This window comes from Peptostreptococcus porci, from assembly GCF_009695815.1.
Lineage (GTDB): Bacteria > Bacillota > Clostridia > Peptostreptococcales > Peptostreptococcaceae > Peptostreptococcus > Peptostreptococcus porci.
This window is the reverse complement of record NZ_VUNE01000004.1, coordinates 270,113-291,780: the sequence shown is the minus strand read 5'-3', so window position 1 is coordinate 291,780 and position 21,668 is coordinate 270,113. Positions and strand designations below refer to the sequence as shown.

Annotated in this window: 18 protein-coding genes and 2 tRNA genes; 8 read left to right on the top strand and 12 right to left on the bottom strand. The window is 32.9% G+C overall.

Annotated features, from left to right (window positions below; genetic code table 11):
• Positions 1-263: 263 nt before the first annotated feature.
• From FYJ71_RS08700 to pepT, 3 genes are all read right to left on the bottom strand, one after another.
• The gene (locus tag FYJ71_RS08700; RefSeq protein WP_154538474.1) at positions 264-752 is read right to left on the bottom strand and encodes a QueT transporter family protein; all 489 of its coding nucleotides are present in this window, start codon (positions 750-752) and stop codon (positions 264-266) included.
• A 202-nt stretch (positions 753-954) separates the two neighbouring features.
• Positions 955-1,812, bottom strand: coding sequence for a DMT family transporter (locus tag FYJ71_RS08695; protein WP_235899112.1), 858 nt, complete (start codon positions 1,810-1,812; stop codon positions 955-957).
• 202 nt (positions 1,813-2,014) lie between these two features.
• Entirely contained in the window at positions 2,015-3,244 is a 1,230-nt protein-coding gene (gene pepT, locus FYJ71_RS08690) for a peptidase T (RefSeq protein WP_154538472.1), read from the bottom strand.
• Positions 3,245-3,513: 269 nt separating this feature from the next.
• Here pepT and FYJ71_RS08685 point away from each other — a divergent pair, with 269 nt between their 5' ends.
• The 6 genes from FYJ71_RS08685 (at position 3,514) to FYJ71_RS08660 (ending at position 8,563) form a co-directional block, all read left to right on the top strand.
• Positions 3,514-4,200: a response regulator transcription factor gene (locus FYJ71_RS08685; RefSeq protein ID WP_154538471.1), complete on the top strand. Its 687-nt coding sequence runs from the start codon at positions 3,514-3,516 to the stop codon at positions 4,198-4,200.
• Positions 4,201-4,480: 280 nt separating this feature from the next.
• Positions 4,481-5,185, top strand: a complete 705-nt coding sequence (locus FYJ71_RS08680) for a sensor histidine kinase (protein ID WP_235899111.1) — start codon at positions 4,481-4,483, stop codon at positions 5,183-5,185.
• Between the two features lie 160 nt (positions 5,186-5,345).
• The gene (locus FYJ71_RS08675; RefSeq protein WP_154538469.1) at positions 5,346-6,101 is read left to right on the top strand and encodes an ABC transporter ATP-binding protein; all 756 of its coding nucleotides are present in this window, start codon (positions 5,346-5,348) and stop codon (positions 6,099-6,101) included.
• Positions 6,088-7,968, top strand: a complete 1,881-nt coding sequence (locus FYJ71_RS08670) for an FtsX-like permease family protein (RefSeq protein ID WP_154538486.1) — start codon at positions 6,088-6,090, stop codon at positions 7,966-7,968. Before FYJ71_RS08675 ends, FYJ71_RS08670 begins: the two co-directional genes overlap by 14 nt.
• Positions 7,969-8,048: 80 nt before the next feature.
• Positions 8,049-8,125, top strand: a tRNA-Arg gene (locus FYJ71_RS08665).
• 36 nt (positions 8,126-8,161) lie between these two features.
• Positions 8,162-8,563 carry a hypothetical protein gene (locus FYJ71_RS08660; RefSeq protein WP_154538468.1) on the top strand — a complete coding sequence of 134 codons (402 nt, stop codon included), beginning with the start codon at positions 8,162-8,164 and terminating at the stop codon, positions 8,561-8,563.
• Between the two features lie 145 nt (positions 8,564-8,708).
• Here the strand turns inward: FYJ71_RS08660 and FYJ71_RS08655 are convergent, their stop codons facing one another.
• The 9 genes from FYJ71_RS08655 to FYJ71_RS08615 form a co-directional block, all read right to left on the bottom strand.
• The gene (locus tag FYJ71_RS08655; protein ID WP_154538467.1) at positions 8,709-9,350 is read right to left on the bottom strand and encodes a DUF3784 domain-containing protein; all 642 of its coding nucleotides are present in this window, start codon (positions 9,348-9,350) and stop codon (positions 8,709-8,711) included.
• A gap of 162 nt (positions 9,351-9,512) precedes the next feature.
• Positions 9,513-10,637: an ABC transporter ATP-binding protein gene (locus tag FYJ71_RS08650; RefSeq protein ID WP_154538466.1), complete on the bottom strand. Its 1,125-nt coding sequence runs from the start codon at positions 10,635-10,637 to the stop codon at positions 9,513-9,515.
• A 14-nt stretch (positions 10,638-10,651) separates the two neighbouring features.
• Positions 10,652-11,293 (bottom strand): beta-phosphoglucomutase, encoded by a 642-nt coding sequence (pgmB, locus tag FYJ71_RS08645; protein ID WP_154538465.1) that lies wholly within the window; start codon positions 11,291-11,293, stop codon positions 10,652-10,654.
• A 31-nt stretch (positions 11,294-11,324) separates the two neighbouring features.
• Positions 11,325-12,986, bottom strand: a complete 1,662-nt coding sequence (locus FYJ71_RS08640; RefSeq protein ID WP_154538464.1) for a glycoside hydrolase family 13 protein — start codon at positions 12,984-12,986, stop codon at positions 11,325-11,327.
• 15 nt (positions 12,987-13,001) lie between these two features.
• The gene (locus FYJ71_RS08635; protein ID WP_154538463.1) at positions 13,002-15,278 is read right to left on the bottom strand and encodes a glycoside hydrolase family 65 protein; all 2,277 of its coding nucleotides are present in this window, start codon (positions 15,276-15,278) and stop codon (positions 13,002-13,004) included.
• Between the two features lie 106 nt (positions 15,279-15,384).
• Complete coding sequence (locus FYJ71_RS08630; protein ID WP_154538462.1) at positions 15,385-16,206, bottom strand: carbohydrate ABC transporter permease; 822 nt, start codon at positions 16,204-16,206, stop codon at positions 15,385-15,387.
• Positions 16,206-17,078, bottom strand: coding sequence for a carbohydrate ABC transporter permease (locus tag FYJ71_RS08625; RefSeq protein WP_154538461.1), 873 nt, complete (start codon positions 17,076-17,078; stop codon positions 16,206-16,208). Before FYJ71_RS08625 ends, FYJ71_RS08630 begins: the two co-directional genes overlap by 1 nt.
• 108 nt (positions 17,079-17,186) lie before the next feature.
• A complete protein-coding gene (locus FYJ71_RS08620; protein ID WP_154538460.1) occupies positions 17,187-18,479 on the bottom strand; it encodes an ABC transporter substrate-binding protein in 1,293 nt (430 codons plus the stop codon).
• Between the two features lie 45 nt (positions 18,480-18,524).
• Positions 18,525-19,541 (bottom strand): LacI family DNA-binding transcriptional regulator, encoded by a 1,017-nt coding sequence (locus FYJ71_RS08615; RefSeq protein WP_154538459.1) that lies wholly within the window; start codon positions 19,539-19,541, stop codon positions 18,525-18,527.
• A 292-nt stretch (positions 19,542-19,833) separates the two neighbouring features.
• Here FYJ71_RS08615 and FYJ71_RS08610 point away from each other — a divergent pair, with 292 nt between their 5' ends.
• Both FYJ71_RS08610 and FYJ71_RS08605 read left to right on the top strand, forming a co-directional pair.
• Positions 19,834-20,724: an ROK family protein gene (locus FYJ71_RS08610; protein ID WP_154538458.1), complete on the top strand. Its 891-nt coding sequence runs from the start codon at positions 19,834-19,836 to the stop codon at positions 20,722-20,724.
• Between the two features lie 740 nt (positions 20,725-21,464).
• Positions 21,465-21,538 (top strand) — tRNA-Arg (locus tag FYJ71_RS08605).
• Positions 21,539-21,668: the final 130 nt, after the last annotated feature.

Here is a 21,668-nt window from a genome sequence, read left to right as displayed (position 1 = left end):
GCTTGAACAATTCAATTATACTATGGAATGGTGATTTTTTTGTATAACATCTGTCGCGCACCCGCATAGCGGGTGGTTTATTGTTTCGCACGCTTTGCGAGCTCAACTGGGACACGTCCCTATAAAATTATAAAGGACAATGTATTATCCATTGAAATAACACACTGTCCTTCCTTATTTTTGTATCATATACTTAGATATAATACTACGCTATAAATTTTTAATCATACTACATTATAATTAAATACTCAAACAAAAATATATTATGCTTCAAGTACGACTCTACTGAATTGCTTATTTTTCTCTAGTATTTTAAATAACACAACACCACATCCAGTAACTATTATCAGCTCCGATATCATAATCTGTCCAGTAATTAAAAAGTATGAAACTGGCTCTGGAGAAACCAACACTATTTCTGCTCCAATTATAATTGCTGATAAGGCTGGCATCAGCGATGCAATCCAAATATTTTTAATTTTGCTCATTGCAAATAAAGCCAAAAACGATGCCAATGTTCCAACGAATATATCTATTGCGCCTAGAGAAGAAAACAAATTGGCTATTGCACATCCAACAGTCAATCCAATTACATACTGTGGATTGTAAAATGCCAATAAGGTCATAATTTCAGATACTCTAAACTGAATTGGACCATATGATAGTGACGGTATTGCCCAAGTTAAAACTGCATAAAGAGCCGCTACCATCGCCTGTTTGGCAATCGAACTGCTATCAAAACTAAATTTCATAAAACTAATCCTCCTAATGATTTTATATATTTGTTATTACCATGCAACAAATATTTTCTCATCATTAAAAAACTGCGCCCTCACCAAAATGAGAACGCAGATAATAAACATTGTTTATTAAACCCTTGTTTTTTAAGTAGGTGACAAGAAAACTCTGTATCGATAAAATACCATTACATTATATAGGTATTTCAATACTTTGTCAAGATTTCACCTTGCCTTTTTTACTAAATATTACTATGCTTACAATTATAACACTTCCACCTATAACAGTTCCCAAGCTAGGAACTTCTGACAATATCAGAGATCCCATCAAGGTGGCGACGAATGGTGTTAAAAATCCATAATTAGTCACATCGCTGGTATTTTCAGTCATGCTAAGAGCCTTGCTCCAAAAGAAATACGCTAACGCACTGCTCAAAATACCCATAGTAAACAATACAGCCAGATAATATGGGCTGACATTTGAAAGTTCTCTTATACCTTGAACAGAAAAAGGAGACAGCACCAATATTGACGAAATCATACTATATGTAACTATTTCCGTAGCCTTATATCCCATTTTCGACAGCTTTCTATTAAGAATATTGTACGCACAGAATACTACTGCTGCTCCCAGTGTCCAAAATATACCGGGATTTATGGATAGCACGCCATCCCATAGCATCATTATTGCCACTCCAATAAAAGCTGTTATCAGTGTCGTCCATCCGATCACATTTATTCTTTCACCGTAAAGATAGTGTGCCGCAACTGCAGTTAAAACAGGTGTTATCGCAATCACAATACTAGATGATGCAGATGTTAATGTCAGCATACCTCTATTAAATGTGAACAGATAAATTCCAAAACCGCACGCACCCGATAATAAAAACCATCCCAAATCCTTTTTCTTGGGTACTCCTCCGCCATTCAATTTGTTTATTATTAGAAGTGCCACAGAAGCAATACAAACTCTTAAAAATCCTAAGGAATTTGTGGAGAAATACTGTAAAGCAACCTTTGAAAGAGGAAAGGCAATTGCCCAAAACAAAATAGTTAATATACAAAATAAATTCATTTGCACTTTTTTACTCATATATAATAATAACCTTTCTTTATAATCTTAATGAATAGTATACCACTACCCAATAAAGAAAACAAACGAAACGACAATAAAATAATAAACTATTTTTTAACCTATTGTACTGCACTATCAAATTTATCATTAAAATAAATGGGGATACCATAATGGCTCCCCAAATAACTCATTTTCATAAAAATTACAGCTTTAGCTCTGCGTATTTTTCTGCAATTCTAACTAATAGCTTCGCTCCTGCTTCCAATGCTTCCACGCTTACAAGCTCGTTTCTTCCATGGAAATTTATTCCACCGGCAAAAAGATTTGGACAAGGTAGTCCCATAAATGACAATCTTGCACCATCAGTACCTCCTCTAATAGGAATGACCTTTGGTTCAACTCCAATATCCTTCATAGAATCGACAGCTATATCTACTACAAACATATTCTTTTCAACTATTTCTCTCATATTGTAGTAGCTATCAACTATTTCAACAGATACTCTTCCATTGTACTTTTTAGATATTACTTCTATCGTTTTTTCAAAAAACTCTTTTCTCTTGTTGAAAATGTCCATATTATGATCACGAATAATATAATTCATTACAGTTTCTTCAACATTGCCTTCCATTGTATTTAAATGGTAAAAGCCTTCATAGCCTTCAGTTGTTTCAGGTCTTTCGCACACAGGAAAAGCACTCATTATTTCAGAAGCTATATACATAGAGTTTATCATTTTGTCCTTTGCAAATCCCGGATGTACGTTTCTTCCTTGAATTTTTACAGTCGCTGCAGCCGCATTAAAGTTTTCATATTCCAGTTCGCCCATTTCGCCGCCATCAAATGTATACGCATACTTTGCTCCGAACTTCTCAACATCAAAAAAGTCGGCACCTCTTCCGATTTCTTCATCTGGAGTGAATCCAACCATAATATCTCCGTGCTTAATTTCAGGGTGTTTTACTAGATATTCAATACCTGTTAGTATTTCAGCTATACCAGCCTTGTCATCAGCACCTAATAAAGTATTTCCATCTGTTACTATTATTGTCTGACCTTTAAATTCTTGAATTTCCGGATAATCCTCTACAGTAGTGACAATTCCCTTTTCTTCATTAAGGACAATATCTTTTCCATCATAATTTTCAATTATTCTCGGTCTTACATTTTTACCTGTTATATCAGGACTTGTGTCCATATGTGAAATAAATCCAATAGGACTAATTCCTTCAACATTAGCAGGTAGCTTTGCCATTAAGTAGCATTTTTCATCCAGTGAAATATCAACCAATCCTAGCTCTTCTAGCTCTTCCTTTAAAACATTCGCCAAATCAAACTGCTTTTGTGTGGATGGACAGCATTCTGAGTTTGGATCTGACTCGGTATCAATTGATACATAATTCAAAAATCTTTCTAAAACCTTTTCTCTCATAATATAAACCTCCCAAAAAATTATGTGACAACTTTATTATATTCCATATACACACTAGTATCAATAACTAAAGGTAATTATATTTAATAAAATTTATCTGTTTCTCGAGCATCAAAAATAATATTCTGTGATATCCCTTTATAGTCATTGAAATACTGGTGTTTGAATTATAATCGATTGAATTGATTGAATCACTGTGCTATAATCGTTGTTAACAATAGCGTAAAAAAGTAGAGTGTACAAATCTCTAAAAACTATGGGAGGTAATTATGACATATAAAATATGTATTATTGAAGATGATTCAGATTTAGCAAACATTGTAAGCGAGCACCTTACAAGATACGATTTCGAGGTTTTTATTTGTGATGATTTTAAAAATGTAAATGGATTTATCGAGGATTGTAATCCAAACCTAGTTTTATTAGATATCAACATACCATATTATGACGGATTCTACTGGTGCGGTGAAATCCGAAAAATATCGAAAGTGCCAATCATATTTACATCTGCTAGAACAGAAGATTATGATCAGGTTAGAGCAATAATGAGTGGAGGAGACGACTATATCACAAAACCATTTTCTTATGACTTGCTACTTGCAAAAATAAACTCTCAGCTTAGAAGAACATACGGGGAATATGCAAACAACGAAAGTAGGTCCGACTGTGGAGATTGTACATTCAACAAATCAAGATTTACATTGATATGCAGAGATAAACAAGTCGATTTAGCAAAAAATGAAGCAATACTGATAGGAGTGCTATTTGACAATTATCCAAATGTGGTTGATAGAGAAAAAATACTATCAGAAATCTGGGATAGCGATCTATTTGTTGAAGAAAACACTCTAAATGTTACTGTTAGTAGAGTTCGAAAGAAGCTCACGGTTTTGAATTCTAAATTAAAGGTAGTTACTGTAAGAGGTATGGGATACAAGGTGGAATATGAGAAATAAAAAAGCATTCAAAATATTTATCATAGATAATGTTCCGCTTCTCTTAACTATTCTTTTAACTCATGTGCTTTTTTTTGGAGCCTTGTTTTATATAAAGGGCATCTGGATCGGAGAAATTTTTTACTTCAGCTTCTTAGTGTTTTCTATGATGATTATACATTTATCTATTAGATATTATAAAAATATTAGAGTATATGATAAATTCCTTCTAAAGAGTGAGATTATAGATGATTATTGGATACGGGAGCCAAGAAGCACACTGGAAAAAATCTACAATTTGATGATTAATGAATTTATACTCAATAATGGCAATAGGGAAACGGAAATAAAACATGATAGAAAATTACAAAAGATAATGATCTATAGATTTATCCATCAAATGAAAACGCCGTTGTCTGTGTTAAAATTAATTTGTGAAAATCATAGAGGACTTGATGACTATAAAAAGATAAAAAGAAATCTCGACACAATTCAATATAATTTAAATCAGATAGTCGACATCTATAGATTGGAGGATTTCAAAAGTGATTTTGTATCTGAAAAAATCCTATTAATCAACATTTGTAAGGATAACATCAATTCTTTAAAAGACTATTTTATAGCATCGCATATCTATCCAAAGCTTGATATTGATGATAGTATCTATGTGTACACCGATTCCAAATGGTTAAAGCTGATGATTCATCAACTGCTTACAAATGCTATTAAGTACAGCTACTATGGACAGACGGTGACAATAAAGGCAATAAAAATAGAAAATGAAGTACAGTTGTCTATAATCGATGAAGGCATTGGTATAGAAAATGCAGATTTAAAAAATGTTTTTGAGTTATTTTATGTTGGTAAAAATGGTAGAAATAATGCTGATTCAAGTGGGATAGGTCTGTATATAGTAAAGAGAATATCCGACTATCTCGGACATGATTTAGACATAAAATCCAAAGTAAACAAAGGAACGTGTATAACGATTAAATTTTATAATTAGCTTTCGTAATCCGTAAACATTACAAAAATGTAAGTTTGAGTAATATTTACGGATTTTTATTTTAGCCCACACTTGCTAGAATATAGTTAGAGATAGTTATACAAGGAAATAGATTTTCCTAACTTTTATAATAAACTAATACTAAATAAGGAGTGAAAATATGATATTAAAGGTTTCAAATTTAGAAAAAACATACAAGAGCACAGTGTCATTCAGGGCATTAAAAGACATTAACATGGAGGTATATGAGGGCGAATTTATAGCCATAATGGGTCCTAGTGGAAGTGGAAAAAGCACATTTCTTAATACCATATCAACCATTGACAAACCTTCTGGTGGAAGTGTTTTAATAGCAGGAAAAAATCCATACAAAATGAACGATAATCAGTTATCAGCATTTAGAAGAACGGAGCTGGGGTTTGTATTTCAGCAATTTAACTTGATTAACACACTAACCGTTGGAGAAAATATTATTCTTCCTCTTACTCTGAGCAATATACCATTGAAAGAAATGAACAAAAAGCTAGAAAATATTAGCAAATTTCTGGGAATAGATCACATCCTGAATAAAAGAACATACGAAATTTCAGGAGGACAGTCACAGAGAGTCGCCATAGCAAGAGCCGTGATAAACAATCCGTCAATTTTGCTTGCAGATGAGCCCACTGGTAATTTAGATTCCAAATCAGCAAAGGATGTTATGAGACTTTTTAAAAAGCTAAATGATTCTCTAAAGGTTACAATCATTATGGTAACTCATGACCCAAATATAGCAGCTTCATCAGATAGAACATACATAATAAAGGATGGAAGCATATATCAGCAAATAATCGATAAAGGCGACAAAAGAGCTTATCAAAGGGAAATATTAAACACTATGAGCTTGCTTGGAGGTGATGAAATTGACATTATTTAGCTTTGCATATAACAATATAAAAAGAGATTTTAAGACATATTTATACCATTTTTTAAGTTGCGTATTTTCTGTGCTAATATTCTTTCTATTCTCGACATTGGCGAATCATCCAGCATTAAAAATTGTGGAAGATAGCGCCTCAATAGGGATTATATTATTTTTGGCAAATATAATATCTATGATATTCTCGTTTGTTCTAACTTTGTATTCAGTTGGTAACTTTTTGAGAAATAGAAGTAGGCAATTTGCAATCCTAAATATTATAGGAACGAGCAAAAGACAATTTAATAGGTTGATTTTTCTTGAAAATATCATAATTTCGGCATTCGCATTATCTATTGGAATAGTTATGGGGATTATATTTTCAAAATTATTTTTGATGATTGCACAAACCTTGATAGAGGGATTGGAGCTAAGCTTTTATCTTCCGATTATAGCGTTGATACGAACGCTTGTGATGATGGGCGGATTATTCTTGGCTATATCATTAATTTCACCAATAATTTTAAGAAAAAAAAATGTGTTAGACCTACTAAAGAAAAAGGAGATTGCCGAAAAGAATTATTTCTTACATTCTATGGTAGCACTAATAATTATTTTGCCCCCTACTATATATTTCCATATTATAGAGGCGTACTTTTCATTCATTTATATACTGGAGCTATTATCTTTTATAAGTATATTTTACTTTGTTTTCTATCTTATCTTCACTGTTTACCATTTCGTATTGAAAAAAAATGGAAATATTTACAAAAAAAATAATCTGATAAAGATTAGTAGCTTTAAATATAAGATAAATTCCAATATCAAAACAATGACTGGTGCCACAATATTATTCTGTATAATTCTAACATCTTTTATATATATTATTGGAGCACCCATCAATGCTGACAAGGATACAAAAAAGGTCATTCCATACTCATATATGTATGCAAATTGGGAGAATAAGTCAGAAGAATATAAGGATAAAAGGGAGCAAATAATCGCAAAAAAGCTAGAGGAAACAGACAATTTTAAAAAACTTACAGTATCGTATTCGATGCTAAAAAGCACAGTTAGAACAGAAAGACATATTATTCTATCAAACACCATGTACAACTCTATTTCTGATTTTCTAAAAAGAGATAAAATAAGCCTTTCAGATAATGAGTATTTCTTGGTTGGAGTTAACGGTAAAGACAATCCTGTTTTATTTGATAAAGTGCGAGATATATTGGTCAATCATAACATCGACAAAGAAAAAGGTTCAGATAAGAGAGTAATAGCTTTGTCGGGATACTTTACAAGTATCACAGTCGTTTCCGATAAAGAATACCCCGAAATCTCCAAACTCCTAGTTAAAGATAAGATATATGCCTTTGAACAGAAAAAACAAAAGGTTATCAAAACTAAGGATTTTGATAAATTAAAAAATGAGGTGGGATTTGACCAGAAAAAAGAGACTTTGATTTCATACTACGAATTATACAACATCGAAAATCTTACAAGAAAATTAATTTCATATGTCGGTAGCATCCTATGTGTGTCGTTTTTAATTGGAATAGCGAGTATTCTCTATTCTAGGCTAAATTCTTCAATAGATGAGGATGTCAAAAAATACGGCATAATGATGAAAATGGGATTAAAAAGAGAGGAATTAGACGATATTTTGGCAAGTACGTTGAGATGGATATTTATTTTGCCTTTCGTAACTTCATTCGCAGTGTCATTGATATTTGTAATTTTAATCAACAGCTATACATTGACCTCCTACACTGGATTGGCTGTAATATGTAGTGGCATATACATTTTTATAGAGGTTATTTTGTATATATTGATAAAGAGAAGATATCAGACCAACATCCATCGCAAGATATCATATGATTAAAAAATTAGTGTAGTCTATTTTCTTTATTTATTTTATAGCAATATTTTGTCTTTTTATGATATAATATTGCTATAATTTATGCGCCTATAGCTCAACTGGATAGAGCTGCAGACTTCGGATCTGTGAGTTGTGGGTTCAAATCCTACTAGGCGCGCCACTTTATTGACTTTTTATTTATATATCGGAGAGAAAAATGTACGTACTATTTAGAGATGACCTGATTGACAGTGATGAAATCAGAAAAAAAATAGAATCTGAATCAGATTTTCATGTGATTTCTGATTTGACAAAGGCTACAAAAAGAGAAGATGTGATGAGCTTTAAGCTGTCATTGCCTATGAATAAAATCAACCTTGACACAGTATTTGATTGGGATGACGAGGATTCGGTGAACGAATACTTTGGCTATGCTGAAAATCTTACAAAAGACTTTTTAAAATATTTCCCAAAATATACAATACAATGTTCAAACTCATATAAGTGGAATGAGGTTGATAACTCTATTGAACTTGTAGTTGTAATAGCAAATATTGATATTACTATGAAAAAACTGAAACTCGATATTTTAAAGAGAATGATGAAACAAGTCGACTAACCCTATGTATGTCGACCTGTTTTTTTTAATTTTATTTTTTGGTAAAGCAAAAAATATTATTACAAAAATGGTATAATATATACAATTTTGTCTAATTAAATAGAGTATAAATCATTAATTAACTAATATGATGATAAACTGTTATCTATAATATTAGAAAACATATTATAGATACTATGCAAACATTTAATAAAATAATAGATATTTTTCTTATAGTGCTCTCTGTATGTGTCTTAAATGATATAATATAATTGACTATAGTAGAATCAATACTTACAATAAAAGCTATTATTGAAATCAATACATATCTATTTAGATGCAAAGTCTCAATATTTCCCAAACCTATAATATTAATATCGAGTATATTTTTATACCCATTTGTTGCTATTATACTTAATAAAATACATACTAAGTATAATACAATATTGCTTGCATACATATTAACATAGTATTTTTCTGATAAATCACTTTCTTTTCTATGATTATTGTTAAATATTAACGAAATCAAAACCGTTACTATTAGATAAGCTATCATAGAAAAGAATAATAAACCTTCGCTAGAACTTTCATCGATCAACATAAAAATAGCTGAAATAAATATGCTTAATCCATTTGAAGCTAAAACCCAAGCTGTTGTGTTACATATTTTATTTATTAATTCTTGCGAGAAATTTTCCGTATTACTTTTATTGTATCCAGAAACCAATGATATATTTTTAGTCTTGTATTGTATAAAACTTGAAATCAAAAGTATCAATGCTATTATAAAGCAAAAAATAGATATCATTTACTTTTTCACTCCCATCTTAGTTTTAGCTGCTACTGCAAGTGATATACTCCCTCCTATGGTAGTTATATTAACATAGGAGGGACTTATTTATATCTACATATTTTTACATACTCTCACTAAACAATGAATTTATACTCTATTTTTCCTATGTATGAACAACTATTTAGTAAATAATATGCTTTCTTCTGTTTCAATATCAAAGAAATGTACTCTATTCATATCTAGTGCCAAGCGTAATTCATCTCCTGGAGATACGTCATTTCTACCATCAAACTTAGCTATTAGCTCATTACCTACAAAATCTAGGTATGCGAATATTTCAGAACCCATTAGCTCTCTGATTACTACCTTTGCATCAAATGCGCTTTCTGGTGACATATCTAAAAATACTTTTTCTTTATGTATATCTTCTGGTCTTACTCCAAGAGTTACCTTTTTACCTATATAGCCTTTTTCTTTTAGGTATGCAGCCTTTCCTCCTGGAACTAAGAACTCAACATCCTTGCCGCTTACTTTGGCAACAGTTTGTCCATCCTTCTCCATCAAATCAACTTCAATAAAATTCATCTGTGGACTTCCTATAAATCCGGCAACGAATTTATTTGCTGGATTATCATATAGAACCTTTGGTTGATTTATCTGTTGCACAATTCCGTCTTTCATTACGACTATTCTATCACCCATTGTCATAGCTTCAACCTGATCGTGAGTTACATAGATAAATGTCGCTCCCAAATCCTTATGAAGCTTTGATATCTGGGCTCTCATTTCAGTTCTAAGCTTGGCATCTAGATTTGAAAGTGGTTCATCCATCAAAAATACCTTTGGATTTCTCACTATTGATCTTCCTAGTGCAACTCTCTGTCTCTGTCCACCTGAAAGTGCTTTTGGTTTTCTATCCAATAAGTTTTCTAGCTGTAGGATTTTGGCAGCCGCTTGTACCTTCTTATCTATTTCAGCTTTATCCATCTTTCTCAATTTCAGTGCAAAAGACATATTGTCATACACTGTCATATGAGGGTATAGTGCATAGTTTTGGAAAACCATGGCTATATCTCTATCCTTTGGCTCTACATCGTTTACTATCTTTCCGTCGATGCTAAGCTCTCCACTCGTTATACTTTCCAGCCCTGCGATCATTCTCAATGTTGTAGATTTACCACAACCTGATGGACCTACCAAGACTATAAATTCTTTGTCCTCAATATCTATATTTACATTCTTTACGGCATTAAATCCGTTGTCGTATGATTTACATATATCCTTTAATTGTACCTTTGCCATATTTCGCACCTCGCTTATTTATCCAACATACTAATAACTTCTAAACTTAACTCTGAAGTACCCTTCAAAGTTAAATCAGCCTCGACGCCAATACCCACACTTCTCATATTGCAAGCTCTCATTGCTTTCACACCAGACTCTGCATCTTCTATTCCGACTGTATTTTCTATTTCCAACCCGATACCTCTAGCCGCTTCAATAAAAATATCTGGAGCAGGCTTGCCCTTTGCAACCTTTGAAGGATCGGCAATAAAATCAATTTTTTCAATCAATTCCAATTTTTTCAGTATGGTCGGCGCATTTTTAGATACTGAAGCCAATCCTATTTTAATATTATTCGATCTAAGTTCGTCGATAAACTCCTCAATTCCTGGCAAGATATCATCCTTACTCAGCTCTTCCAAAAGAAGCTTATACTCTTCATTTTTTTTATCTGCAAGAGAATCTATATCTGTATCAGAGTATTTCTGTCTGACTCCACCATATTCAAGTATTTTTATTAATGAATCTAATCTTGGTATGCCTTTTAACGTTTCATTGAATTTTTCATCAATTTCAATTCCTAATTCTGATGCCAAATTCTTCCATGCAATATAGTGAAATTTAGCTGTATCGGTTATTACTCCGTCTAAATCAAAAATTACTCCTTTAATCATTTCTTCTCTCCATAACTAACATATATTATTTTTAATAGTTTTTCAATACTATCGCTTCAAAAGGCTTTAATTTTATTTTATTACCTTCTTTTTCAAATTCTTTGTAGTTAGACAGTAGTACACTGTATTCATCAAGCCTATACTCTCCAGCCAATTCAAAATCTACATCATCCTCATAAAAATTAGCCACTACGAGAATAGATTTATCATCAAGTCTTCTCTCATACGCAAATACAGATTTATTCTCTCTATCCACTAACCTAAAATCTGCCAAGGTAACCACGTCATCTTCATGCCTTATTTTTATCAGCTCTTTATAGTGATAAAACACCGAGTTCTCATCATTTAATGCAGAAGCCACGTTGATTTCCTTGTAGCTTGGATTCAATTTCAACCAAGGCTTTCCAGTCGTAAATCCAGCATTATCATCAGAGCTCCATTGCATTGGAGTTCTTGCATTATCTCTACCAATTCTGTAAACAGCTTCCATAAACTTGTCTTTTTCCACCATTTTTCTATCCAGTACAAGATCCTTGTATGCATTTCTTATCTCAACGTCATCGTATTCCTCTATTTCGAACTTGGCATTAATCATACCTATTTCTTCGCCCTGATATATATATGGTGTTCCCTGCATCATATGAAGTATAGTTGCAAACATCTTCGCACTTTCTACTCTATATTTATCATCGTTTCCCCATCTGGATACTATTCTAGGCTGGTCATGATTTTCGAAATATAGACTGTTCCATCCTTTACGATGCAGACCATTTTGCCATGTGTTAAGATTGTCCTTTAATTCTATCAAATCTAGATCCTTTACTTCCCACTTTCCTAAATGGCTATTTGGCACCAAATCCAAACTCATATGGTCGAAAGTAAAAATCATATTTAATTCGTTTCTGTCATTTCCACAGAATAGCAACGCATTTTCAGGAGTAGATCCCGGTGCTTCACCAACGGTCATACAGTCATATTTTGACAGAACTTCTCTATTCATTTCCTGAAGATATTCGTGAAGTCTAGGTCCATTTGTGTGAAAATCTCCAATCGGATATTTGCCATATTTTTCATCATAATCAGGAAAATCCGTATGCTTGGATATAGAACTGATAACGTCCAATCTCCATCCATCTACACCCTTATCCATCCAAAATTTCATCAAATCCCAAACCTCTTGTCTAACCTTTGGATTCTCCCAATTCAAATCGGGCTGTTTCTTCGTAAATAGGTGTAAATAATACTGCTCAGTATTTTCATCATACTCCCACGCTGATCCGCTGAAAAAAGACCCCCAATTGTTAGGTTCATCTCTCCAGAAATAATAATCTCTATATGGATTATCCTTTGATTTTTTACTTTCAACAAACCAATCATGCTCATCACTACTGTGGTTTGCAACCAAATCCATCACGATTTTTATATCTCTGTTGTGAGCCTCTTCTATCAGCTCATACATATCTTCATTCGTACCAAAAGTACTCCAAATTTTTCTATAATCACTTATGTCATATCCATTATCGTCTTGTGGTGATTCAAACACTGGACTTAACCATATCACATCAATTCCCAAATCCTTTAGGTAATCTAGCTTTTCAGTTACTCCTTTTATATCACCAATTCCATCTCCATCTGTATCCTTAAAGCTTCTTGGATACACCTGGTAAACTACCGATTTTTTCCACCACTCCATTATCAAATTACCTTTCTACTTCAAATTTATACTTATTGCTTCCTTTAAATCATGTGCTTCACCATACACTTTTATTGTAATAGGATCACCTGATTTTAACCTTAGTATAATTTCATTTTTTGTAGTTTCTAAGTTTATTAGTCTTCCTCTATAATTAATATTGAAACTGTATCCATCCCAATCCTTTGGAACAAGAGGGTTAAATGACAACTCTTCATCATATATCCTCATCCCAGCAAAGCCTTGAACAATAGACAACCAACTACCAGACATACTCGTAATATGTAATCCATCCTCAGTATCGTTATTGTAGTTATCTAGGTCTAGTCTTGAAGTTCTCTCATACATTCCCACAGCCTTATCCACCAAGCCTATTTCACAAGCCAGGATAGAGTGAATACATGCTGATAAGCTTGATTCGTGAACAGTCATAGGTTCATAAAACTCATAGTTTTTCTTTTTCTGTTCAATTGTATATCTATCGTTGAATAAATATATACCTTGTAATACATCGGCCTGTTTAATAAAACAAGATCTCAATATCTTGTCCCAAGACCAATTTTGATTTAGAGGAAGATTTGAAGGATCTAGATCTTCAACCCTTTTTAAATCCTTATCTAAAAATGTATCATGCTGAACAAATACGTCTAACTCTTCATCATATGGCAGATACATTTTATCAATAATATCTTGCCATCTATTGACCTCATCAAGGGTAACCTTCAGTTTTTCAAGCTTCTCAGCCATCTGATGACTGCTTATTTTTTTCATCATCGAAATCGTATATTCTAAAGTCCACTTTGCAATCGTGTTAGTATACCAATTGTTATTTATGTTATTTTCATATTCATTTGGACCCGTAACACCGTGCATCATGTACAAATCTTTTCTCTTGTTGTAATGAACTCTATCTGCCCAAAATCTACTTATTCCAACTAGTACATCTATTCCATATTCATCGATGTAACTGTAGTCACCAGTGTAATTTACATAGTTGTAAATCGCATAAGCTATGGCTCCATTTCTATGGATTTCTTCAAAGGTTATTTCCCATTCATTGTGACACTCAACACCAGTAAATGTAACCATCGGATACAATGCCCCGTCTAGACCTTGCTGTCTGGCATTGTGATAAGCCTGGTTCAATTGATTGTATCTGTATATCAACAGATTTTTTGTAACCTCTTGAGGTGCAATCGATAAATACATTGGAACGATATACGCTTCAGTATCCCAATACGTCGCACCACCATACTTCTCGCCTGTAAACCCTTTTGGTCCAACATTCAATCTGAAATCTTTTCCATAGTATGTCGAAAACAGTTGGAAAATATTATATCTGATTCCCTGCTGTAGCTTTGTGTTATTCTTTATAACGACATCAGACATATTCCATCTTTCTTCCCACTTTTTAGCATTATTCTCCAAAAGATTATCAAACCCTTTTTGGGCTGATTCTACAGATATTTTCTTGGCGTTCTCAACCAAATCACATTCCTCGTAATCTCTTGAAGTCGTTACAGAAACAATCTTTTCAAGAGAAACACTAGAGCCTTCCTTTAGATGACCTGAGTATTTAATACCTATTCTAAAATCATCCTTTGACTCTGAGCTTTTTTCAAAGGAAGTGTTGACAGTCATATAGTTGCACACTGTAAATCTGTCTACCTTGAAGTCATTCTCAGCAGTCTTTGAAATCACATAGCCTTGATTGTCGTCAACATTTCTATCAATCACATTCCAAAACTTCTCATCATAATTGGAATCTTCATTGTATACATCTGCATCAATATATGGTTCAAACTCAACTGTAACATCTCCGTTCAGTGACTTAATATCGTATTTGATAGCACAAACTTCTTTCGTTTCAATACTTACAAACCTCTTTACATCTATCTGCAGTCTATTTCCTTCTCTATTGATTACAAAGCTTCTTACGAGAACTCCTTTTTTCATATCCAGCTCTCTATAAAAAGACTCTATAGATTCTTCATGTAAATCTAAATCTTTTCCATTTATCTTCACGTTTATCCCGATAAAATTTGGTGAATTTATCATTTTTCCGAAATATTCGGGATATCCGTTTTTCCACCATCCTACTCTTGTTTTGTCCGGAAACCAAACTCCACCGATATAAGTACCTCTATGAGAATCCCCAGAGTATTTTTCTTCAAAGTTTCCTCTCATACCCATATACTCATTACCGATTGACATAATGCTTTCAGATAGTCTTAAATTTTCTATATCCAAACTTTCTTCTATTATCTTAAATTCATCATATTTGAATTTCATAACGCCTCCTACCTCAGTGTAGATATTTTTCTATACTTTTAATAATCACTTCTATCTCTACGTTTTCTGAAAACAAAGGCAAAGACTTTTTGAAATTACAAAACCATTATTTCACTGAACCTGCAGTTATTCCCTTTATAATGTGCTTCTGAGCTACAAAGTAGAATATTATTACAGGAATAATAGCTATTGTAAGACCTGCCAACGCCAAATGCCATTGTTTTGTATACTCACCAAAGAAGAAGAACATCTTTAATGGTATTGTTTCCATACCTGGTTGATTTATTACCAACGATGGAAGCAAATAGTCATTCCATATCCAAATTGTATTTAGTATGGCTACAGTAACAGTTATAGGCTTCAATATTGGGAATATGATATACCAAAATACTTGGAATCTATTACACCCATCTATTATCGCCGCTTCGTCAAGTGATTTTGGAAGAGTATTTATTGTTCCATGATATAGGAAAATCGACAAGCTCGATCCAAAGCCTAAATACAAGAACACTATACCCGGTCTGTTAAGCATACCTAGCTTTCCAAAGAAAGAAACCAACGGAATCATTACTGCTTGGAATGGAATTAGCATCGCAGCAACGAAAACGAAAAATATAACTGTACTAACCTTTGATTTCACCCTAGACAACGCATATGCTGCCATAGAAGAGAATATTATTATTATAACAACACTGACAACAGTTATTAGTAATGAGTTTACAAAGGTCTGCCCAAAATTAAGATTTTCTGCTGCCTGTGCATAGTTTTCAACATTAAAGCCTTCTGACGGTCTTAGAGGTGACTGAAATATTTCTTTCTTTGTCTTCAATGAATTTGCAATCATCATATAAAATGGTGCAAGCCATACCAAACCAAGAATAGTTCCAACTAAGCCTAATATTACTTTTTTACCTTTAGTGCTATTCATTACATTTCAACCTCCCTCTTCTTATTGTAGTAAACCTGTGTTAATGAAATTACTGCTACAATTATGAAGAAAACAACGGCCTTACTCTGTGCGTATGCCATTTTGTTTTCCAAAAACGCAGTATTGTATATGTTCATCGCAACCATCTGAGTTGAGTTGAACGGAGCTCCACCTGTCAAAGACAAGTTTTGGTCATACAGCTTAAATGAGTTTGAAAGAGTCAAAAACATACTTACTGTAAATGCTGGCGCAACTAGAGGGAATATTATATGTCTGAACCTCTGAACAATATTTGCTCCATCTATTTGGGCAGCTTCTATCAAATCCTCTGGAATACTTTCAAGGTGTGCTATATAAATAATCATTATATATCCTGACATCTGCCAAGCAGTTAGAATAACCAATCCCCAGAATCCAGTTCTAGTAGTTGATAGCCAACCTCTTAAAGCCTCAACTCCGATTGCAGATCCCAATGCATCGAAACCGGAAATAAAAATGAACTGCCAAATAAACCCAAGAATTAATCCACCGATTAGATTTGGCATAAAGAATATCGTTCTAAGCACGTTGCTGCCCTTAAGCTTTTGAGTAACCAACAAGGCAAGCCCCAACCCCAATACATTAATCAATATAATCGATACCACTGCAAACTTTGTAGTGAATATCAATGCATTTCTAAAACCTTCATCTCCCATTAATTTAATATAGTTTTCTATTCCATTGAATTCTGCCGGATTAATACCATCCCATGTTGTAAATGAGTAATAAATACCATAGAATAATGGTATTATTACGACCATGAATAGAGCAACAACAACCGGAGCAATGAATAACCAAAAGAATAGCCCGTTTTGCTTTAACTTTTTACCCATAACGTCCTCCTCAATTGAGACATCCGCCTCAACAAAAGTACAAAAGGCGCTGTCCTGTTGAAAATCAACTCAGACAGCACCTTATTAATCAAATTTTATTTTGTTTTACTATTTTCTTTCCTGAGCCCATACATCTTTTGAATGTTTGATTATATCTTCAAAGCTAGATTCTCCAGTTACATATTTCTGAATATCTGTTCCAAGAGTTTTCTGACCCCAACTTGATGGATAACCCATAAATACCCAGTTTATAGTCTTTCCATCTTTTGCATAAGAATAAACATCCTTTGATAGTGGATCTGATATCTTAGAAACATCATATCCATTGTATGCAGGTATAAACTTGAATTCTTTTATAACATATTCTTTACCTTTTTCAGATGTGTACATCCAATTTAAGAAATCTTTTGCAGCTTTCTTTGTAGCATCGTCCTTGCTGTTGTTTACAGCCCAGTACATTGGAACACCAACTGCCAACTTACCTTCAGCTACACCTTCCACTGGTATTGGAAGTAAACCTATATTCTTAGCCAATTCTGGATCAACCTGTTCGATTGAATTAAATGCCCAGTTACCCTGCTGAATTAACGCAACCTTACCTGTTGAGAACAGCTTTTCTACCTGCTGAGAGTAATCCAAGCTCACTGTTGGCTGTACAGAATATTTGTTTTGCATATCTAATACATCTTTAAACTGCTTTGCATATTTAAATTCTACATTCTTTGCTTCAAAAGTCTTTAATATACTTCCATCAAATTCTGGAGAAATAAAGATGTTTGACAAGTGAAGTCCTGTTACCCAGTCTTCTTTTGCTGGTAAAGCAAATACTGCATCTAAACCAAGATCTGCCTTCTTAGAATCAAGAGTCTTTACTGCTTCCATCAACTTCGCATAAGTTGTTATTTCTTCTGGCTTTATACCAGCTTTTTCAAATACTGCCTTGTTGTAAATGAATCCATAGCCTTCCTGGTTAAATGGTAATCCATAAACCTTCTTGTCTACAGTCACACCATCAAGAGTTGTTGGAAGAGCTTCCTTAACCAATGGTTCTGAACTCAAATCTTCTAGCTTTGTCTGCCAATCCTTAACGTCCTGTGGTCCACCTATATTAAATATAGTCGGTTCTTTTCCTGATGAGAACTTTGACTTAAGAGCGGCACCGTAATCGCCACCACCACCAACAGTTGTTATGTTGATTTTAACATCTGGATGCTCTTTCATATATTCATCAGCCAGCTTAGTGAACTGATCCTTAAATTCCACTTTGAACTGGAATATATCCACTTCAACCTGCTTGCCATTACTGCTAGAGCCAGATCCTGACTTACTTCCACAACCAGCTAACAACGATGATGCTATAACACCACATGCTGCCAAGCTTAAAACCTTTTTAAACTTCATAAAAACACCTCCACATTATTTGCTGTTCATACCAAGAACAAATTATTAATTTATATTACTTATTTTGTAATCAACTATTTGTGTCATTTCGACATCTTTTCCTTCAAGTAAATCTATCAAAGTATTGCAGCTTTTCTCACCAAGTATTTTTGAATCAACATCGACATTTATTATTTCAATGTCGGGATTTTGTTGAAAATTTCCTGTTCCAAAAGTTCCAATCACCTTTATTTTTATTGATGATTCTCCAGTTTCATAGGATTTATGATTATTGATATAATCCATAACACCACTGAAAATCAAAGCATCTGTTATCACTATTCCATCGATACTAGAATCATTTTTCAATATTTTTTCAATAGATCTATACCCATTCATGCTGCTAAATTCGTTTTCCTGAATCAAGTCTTTATTGAGTTTCATACCGTTTTCCTCAATCGTTTTCACATAGCCATTAAATCTATCTATTGTAACTACGGAATTCTTGTCTCCACCTATAAATGCAATCTTTTTACAACCAGAATCAATCAGCTTCTTCGTCAATGTTTTGCAGGCGTCAACGTTATCTGTATCCACAGAATGAACACTGCTGTAATCAATAGATTTCCCAATCAATACAAATGGAAAATTGCTATCTCTTAGATACTCAATGGTAGGATCTTGAACTACTGACCTCATCATGATTACTCCGTCAACCTTATTTGCTTTTACCAATCTTTCAACAGAACGAGTTTCGTTGTCGCCATTGTATGCGATCAACACATCATACCCTCTTGAACTCGCTGTTTTTGATATTATCCTCAGGCTTTCCTGAAAAAAAGGATTCAGAAAAAAATCGTCATCAGCTGGCAATACTAAGCCCACATTTTTTGAAATCCTGTTTGCCAAGCTTCTGGCAATGGCACTTGGATAATAATTCAATTCTTTCATCACACTGAAAATTTTTTCCTTGGTTTTATCACTTATATCTGGATAATTTCCAATAGCTCTAGATACGGTAGACTTTGATACTCCGGCTTTGTCAGCTACCATTTTTATTGTAACATGTCTTCCTTCCTTCATAACTCAAATATCCTCCATAAAAAGATTCGCTAATTTCCCAAACTCAACCGGTTTCGAAAAATTCACTCAACCGGTTTCGCTTTGTAGTCTCATAATACCATACTTCCGAAACGGTTGCAAGATAATTTTAAATATTTTTTTAATTTTTTCTGAAAATATTTTCAAGTTTAGCATTTAAAAGGCTTCTAACGTTATAAAAAGAAATATCAAAAAATTAGACTTTGCATTTAACTCAATAATATGGTAATATACTTGCCATAATGATAATTAAATATCGAGGGGGATTAGACATATGAAAAATTATATTAGTTTCGATATCGGCGGAACAGGCATTAAATACGGAATTCTTGATCAAGACGGATCAATCCTAAAAAAATTCTCAATTAGCTCAGAGGCAAGAAAGATTGGTGGACCTGGAATAATCAGCAAAATAGTAGAAATCACCAATGAGCTAAAAAAAGAATATACATTGAGCGGAATAGGTATATCATGTGCTGGTATGATAGATTCAAAAAACGGCAGCGTTTTGTTCGCTGACGAGCACCTTATACCAAACTTCACTGGTATGAAGATAAAAGAAAAAGTCGAAGGTGAAACTGGATTACTCTGCGAAATTGAAAATGACGTTAATTGTGCCGGATTGGGAGAGCTTTGGCTTGGTAGTGATTCTGATGTAGAATTAGTTTCAATGCTTACTGTTGGAACTGGTATAGGCGCTTGCCTAATAAAAAATGGAAAGCTGATAACAGGTAATACAATGTGTGCTGGTGAAATTGGAAAAACTCAGATTCCTGGTGGAAGATTTGAGGATATAGCGTCATCATATGCCATGACATCAAAGCTAGAAAGAGAATTGGGATTGCCTAAGGAATCACTTAATGGAAAAATTGTTTTTGAAGAAATAGAAAAGGGAAACGAAATTTACATAAAAGCAGTAGATGAAATGATTGAAAATTTAGCAATAGGTATCTCAAATCTATGCTTTACATTCAATCCAGGAATAGTTATTCTTGGAGGAGGTATAATGGCTCAAGAGGAGTATTTTAGACCAAGATTAGAGAAATCAATGAAAAAATATCTTCCTGAAGCAATATACAATGGCACTCAGCTAAGATTTGCAAAGCTAAAAAATGATGCAGGAATGATTGGAGCATTAAGAAACTTCTTGAATAAAAACGAATAATAACTTGAATAAAAAATCAAAATTAATTATATATAGACAATTTTATTTGTACCTTGATTCTGTTAGGCTATCATATTGTAGTTGGTTAATTATATGATGCTTATTGGAATCAAGGTTTTTTGTTAAATATATATTATATTTATTTTATATGTATTTCAATAACACTGAATATACATTTTATGCATCCGTTTAATATATTTTATCAGCATTGCTTAAATAATGATATAAATCTTGCAAATACTATATTTATTGATATTCAATTGAATTTTTTTATAAAAATTTTTACCATCAATAAGCTTTATTTTCCAAAAATTTATTTATATTTGCACCCAGCCAATTTAATTTTTATAATCAAAAGATAATATAAGCTTTTTCTATATTAATTTTGCAAATTTAATAAAAATTGTTTTAAAAAAATCATTCATTAAAATGGTTGACCTTTTAATAATAAGTGTTATAATTAAGTTAAATAAAAAATTATTTAACGGAGGTAAATCATGAAAAACAATAAGACAATTGAAAACAACTTTGTAGAAAGAGAACACGAAGAAATACTAAAAAAGAACCTTCTTTACAGAATGGTAATGTTGTTCGACTAATAAAATAAGAAGGTAAAATTTTATGTGTTATTTGTCTTAAAAAAATGGGATTCTGAAAATGTATCCTATTTTTTATTTAAAAAATGAATCCATCTGCTAGATATTTTATAGATTTTATGTTAATATAGTAGTGTAGTTTTTGTTCTAGTAGCTCAGCTGGATAGAGCACTGCCCTCCTAAGGCAGGTGTCGGAGGTTCGAATCCTCTCTGGAACGCTTAAAAACGCCAAAGCATACTCAAAGGATGTTTTGGCGTTTATCTTTTGTAATTAATTTATTATTACTTCGTTATCAACTAATATTTGTTATTTCTTTATTAATTTCCCTTTATTTCCCTTTATTTGCT

Excerpts from the sequence above, each read along its gene's own strand:
- FYJ71_RS08620 (WP_154538460.1), bottom strand. The coding sequence starts at position 18,479 with ATGAAGTTTAAAAAGGTTTTAAGCTTGGCAGCATGTGGTGTTATAGCA.
- FYJ71_RS08675 (WP_154538469.1), top strand. The coding sequence starts at position 5,346 with ATGATATTAAAGGTTTCAAATTTAGAAAAAACATACAAGAGCACAGTG.
- FYJ71_RS08660 (WP_154538468.1), top strand. The coding sequence starts at position 8,162 with ATGTACGTACTATTTAGAGATGACCTGATTGACAGTGATGAAATCAGA.
- FYJ71_RS08625 (WP_154538461.1), bottom strand. The coding sequence starts at position 17,078 with ATGGGTAAAAAGTTAAAGCAAAACGGGCTATTCTTTTGGTTATTCATT.
- FYJ71_RS08695 (WP_235899112.1), bottom strand. The coding sequence starts at position 1,812 with ATGAATTTATTTTGTATATTAACTATTTTGTTTTGGGCAATTGCCTTT.
- FYJ71_RS08640 (WP_154538464.1), bottom strand. The coding sequence starts at position 12,986 with ATGGAGTGGTGGAAAAAATCGGTAGTTTACCAGGTGTATCCAAGAAGC.
- FYJ71_RS08655 (WP_154538467.1), bottom strand. The coding sequence starts at position 9,350 with ATGATATCTATTTTTTGCTTTATAATAGCATTGATACTTTTGATTTCA.
- pepT (WP_154538472.1), bottom strand. The coding sequence starts at position 3,244 with ATGAGAGAAAAGGTTTTAGAAAGATTTTTGAATTATGTATCAATTGAT.
- FYJ71_RS08685 (WP_154538471.1), top strand. The coding sequence starts at position 3,514 with ATGACATATAAAATATGTATTATTGAAGATGATTCAGATTTAGCAAAC.
- FYJ71_RS08680 (WP_235899111.1), top strand. The coding sequence starts at position 4,481 with ATGATTAATGAATTTATACTCAATAATGGCAATAGGGAAACGGAAATA.
- pgmB (WP_154538465.1), bottom strand. The coding sequence starts at position 11,293 with ATGATTAAAGGAGTAATTTTTGATTTAGACGGAGTAATAACCGATACA.
- FYJ71_RS08610 (WP_154538458.1), top strand. The coding sequence starts at position 19,834 with ATGAAAAATTATATTAGTTTCGATATCGGCGGAACAGGCATTAAATAC.
- FYJ71_RS08630 (WP_154538462.1), bottom strand. The coding sequence starts at position 16,206 with ATGAATAGCACTAAAGGTAAAAAAGTAATATTAGGCTTAGTTGGAACT.
- FYJ71_RS08650 (WP_154538466.1), bottom strand. The coding sequence starts at position 10,637 with ATGGCAAAGGTACAATTAAAGGATATATGTAAATCATACGACAACGGA.
- FYJ71_RS08635 (WP_154538463.1), bottom strand. The coding sequence starts at position 15,278 with ATGAAATTCAAATATGATGAATTTAAGATAATAGAAGAAAGTTTGGAT.
- FYJ71_RS08700 (WP_154538474.1), bottom strand. The coding sequence starts at position 752 with ATGAAATTTAGTTTTGATAGCAGTTCGATTGCCAAACAGGCGATGGTA.
- FYJ71_RS08615 (WP_154538459.1), bottom strand. The coding sequence starts at position 19,541 with ATGAAGGAAGGAAGACATGTTACAATAAAAATGGTAGCTGACAAAGCC.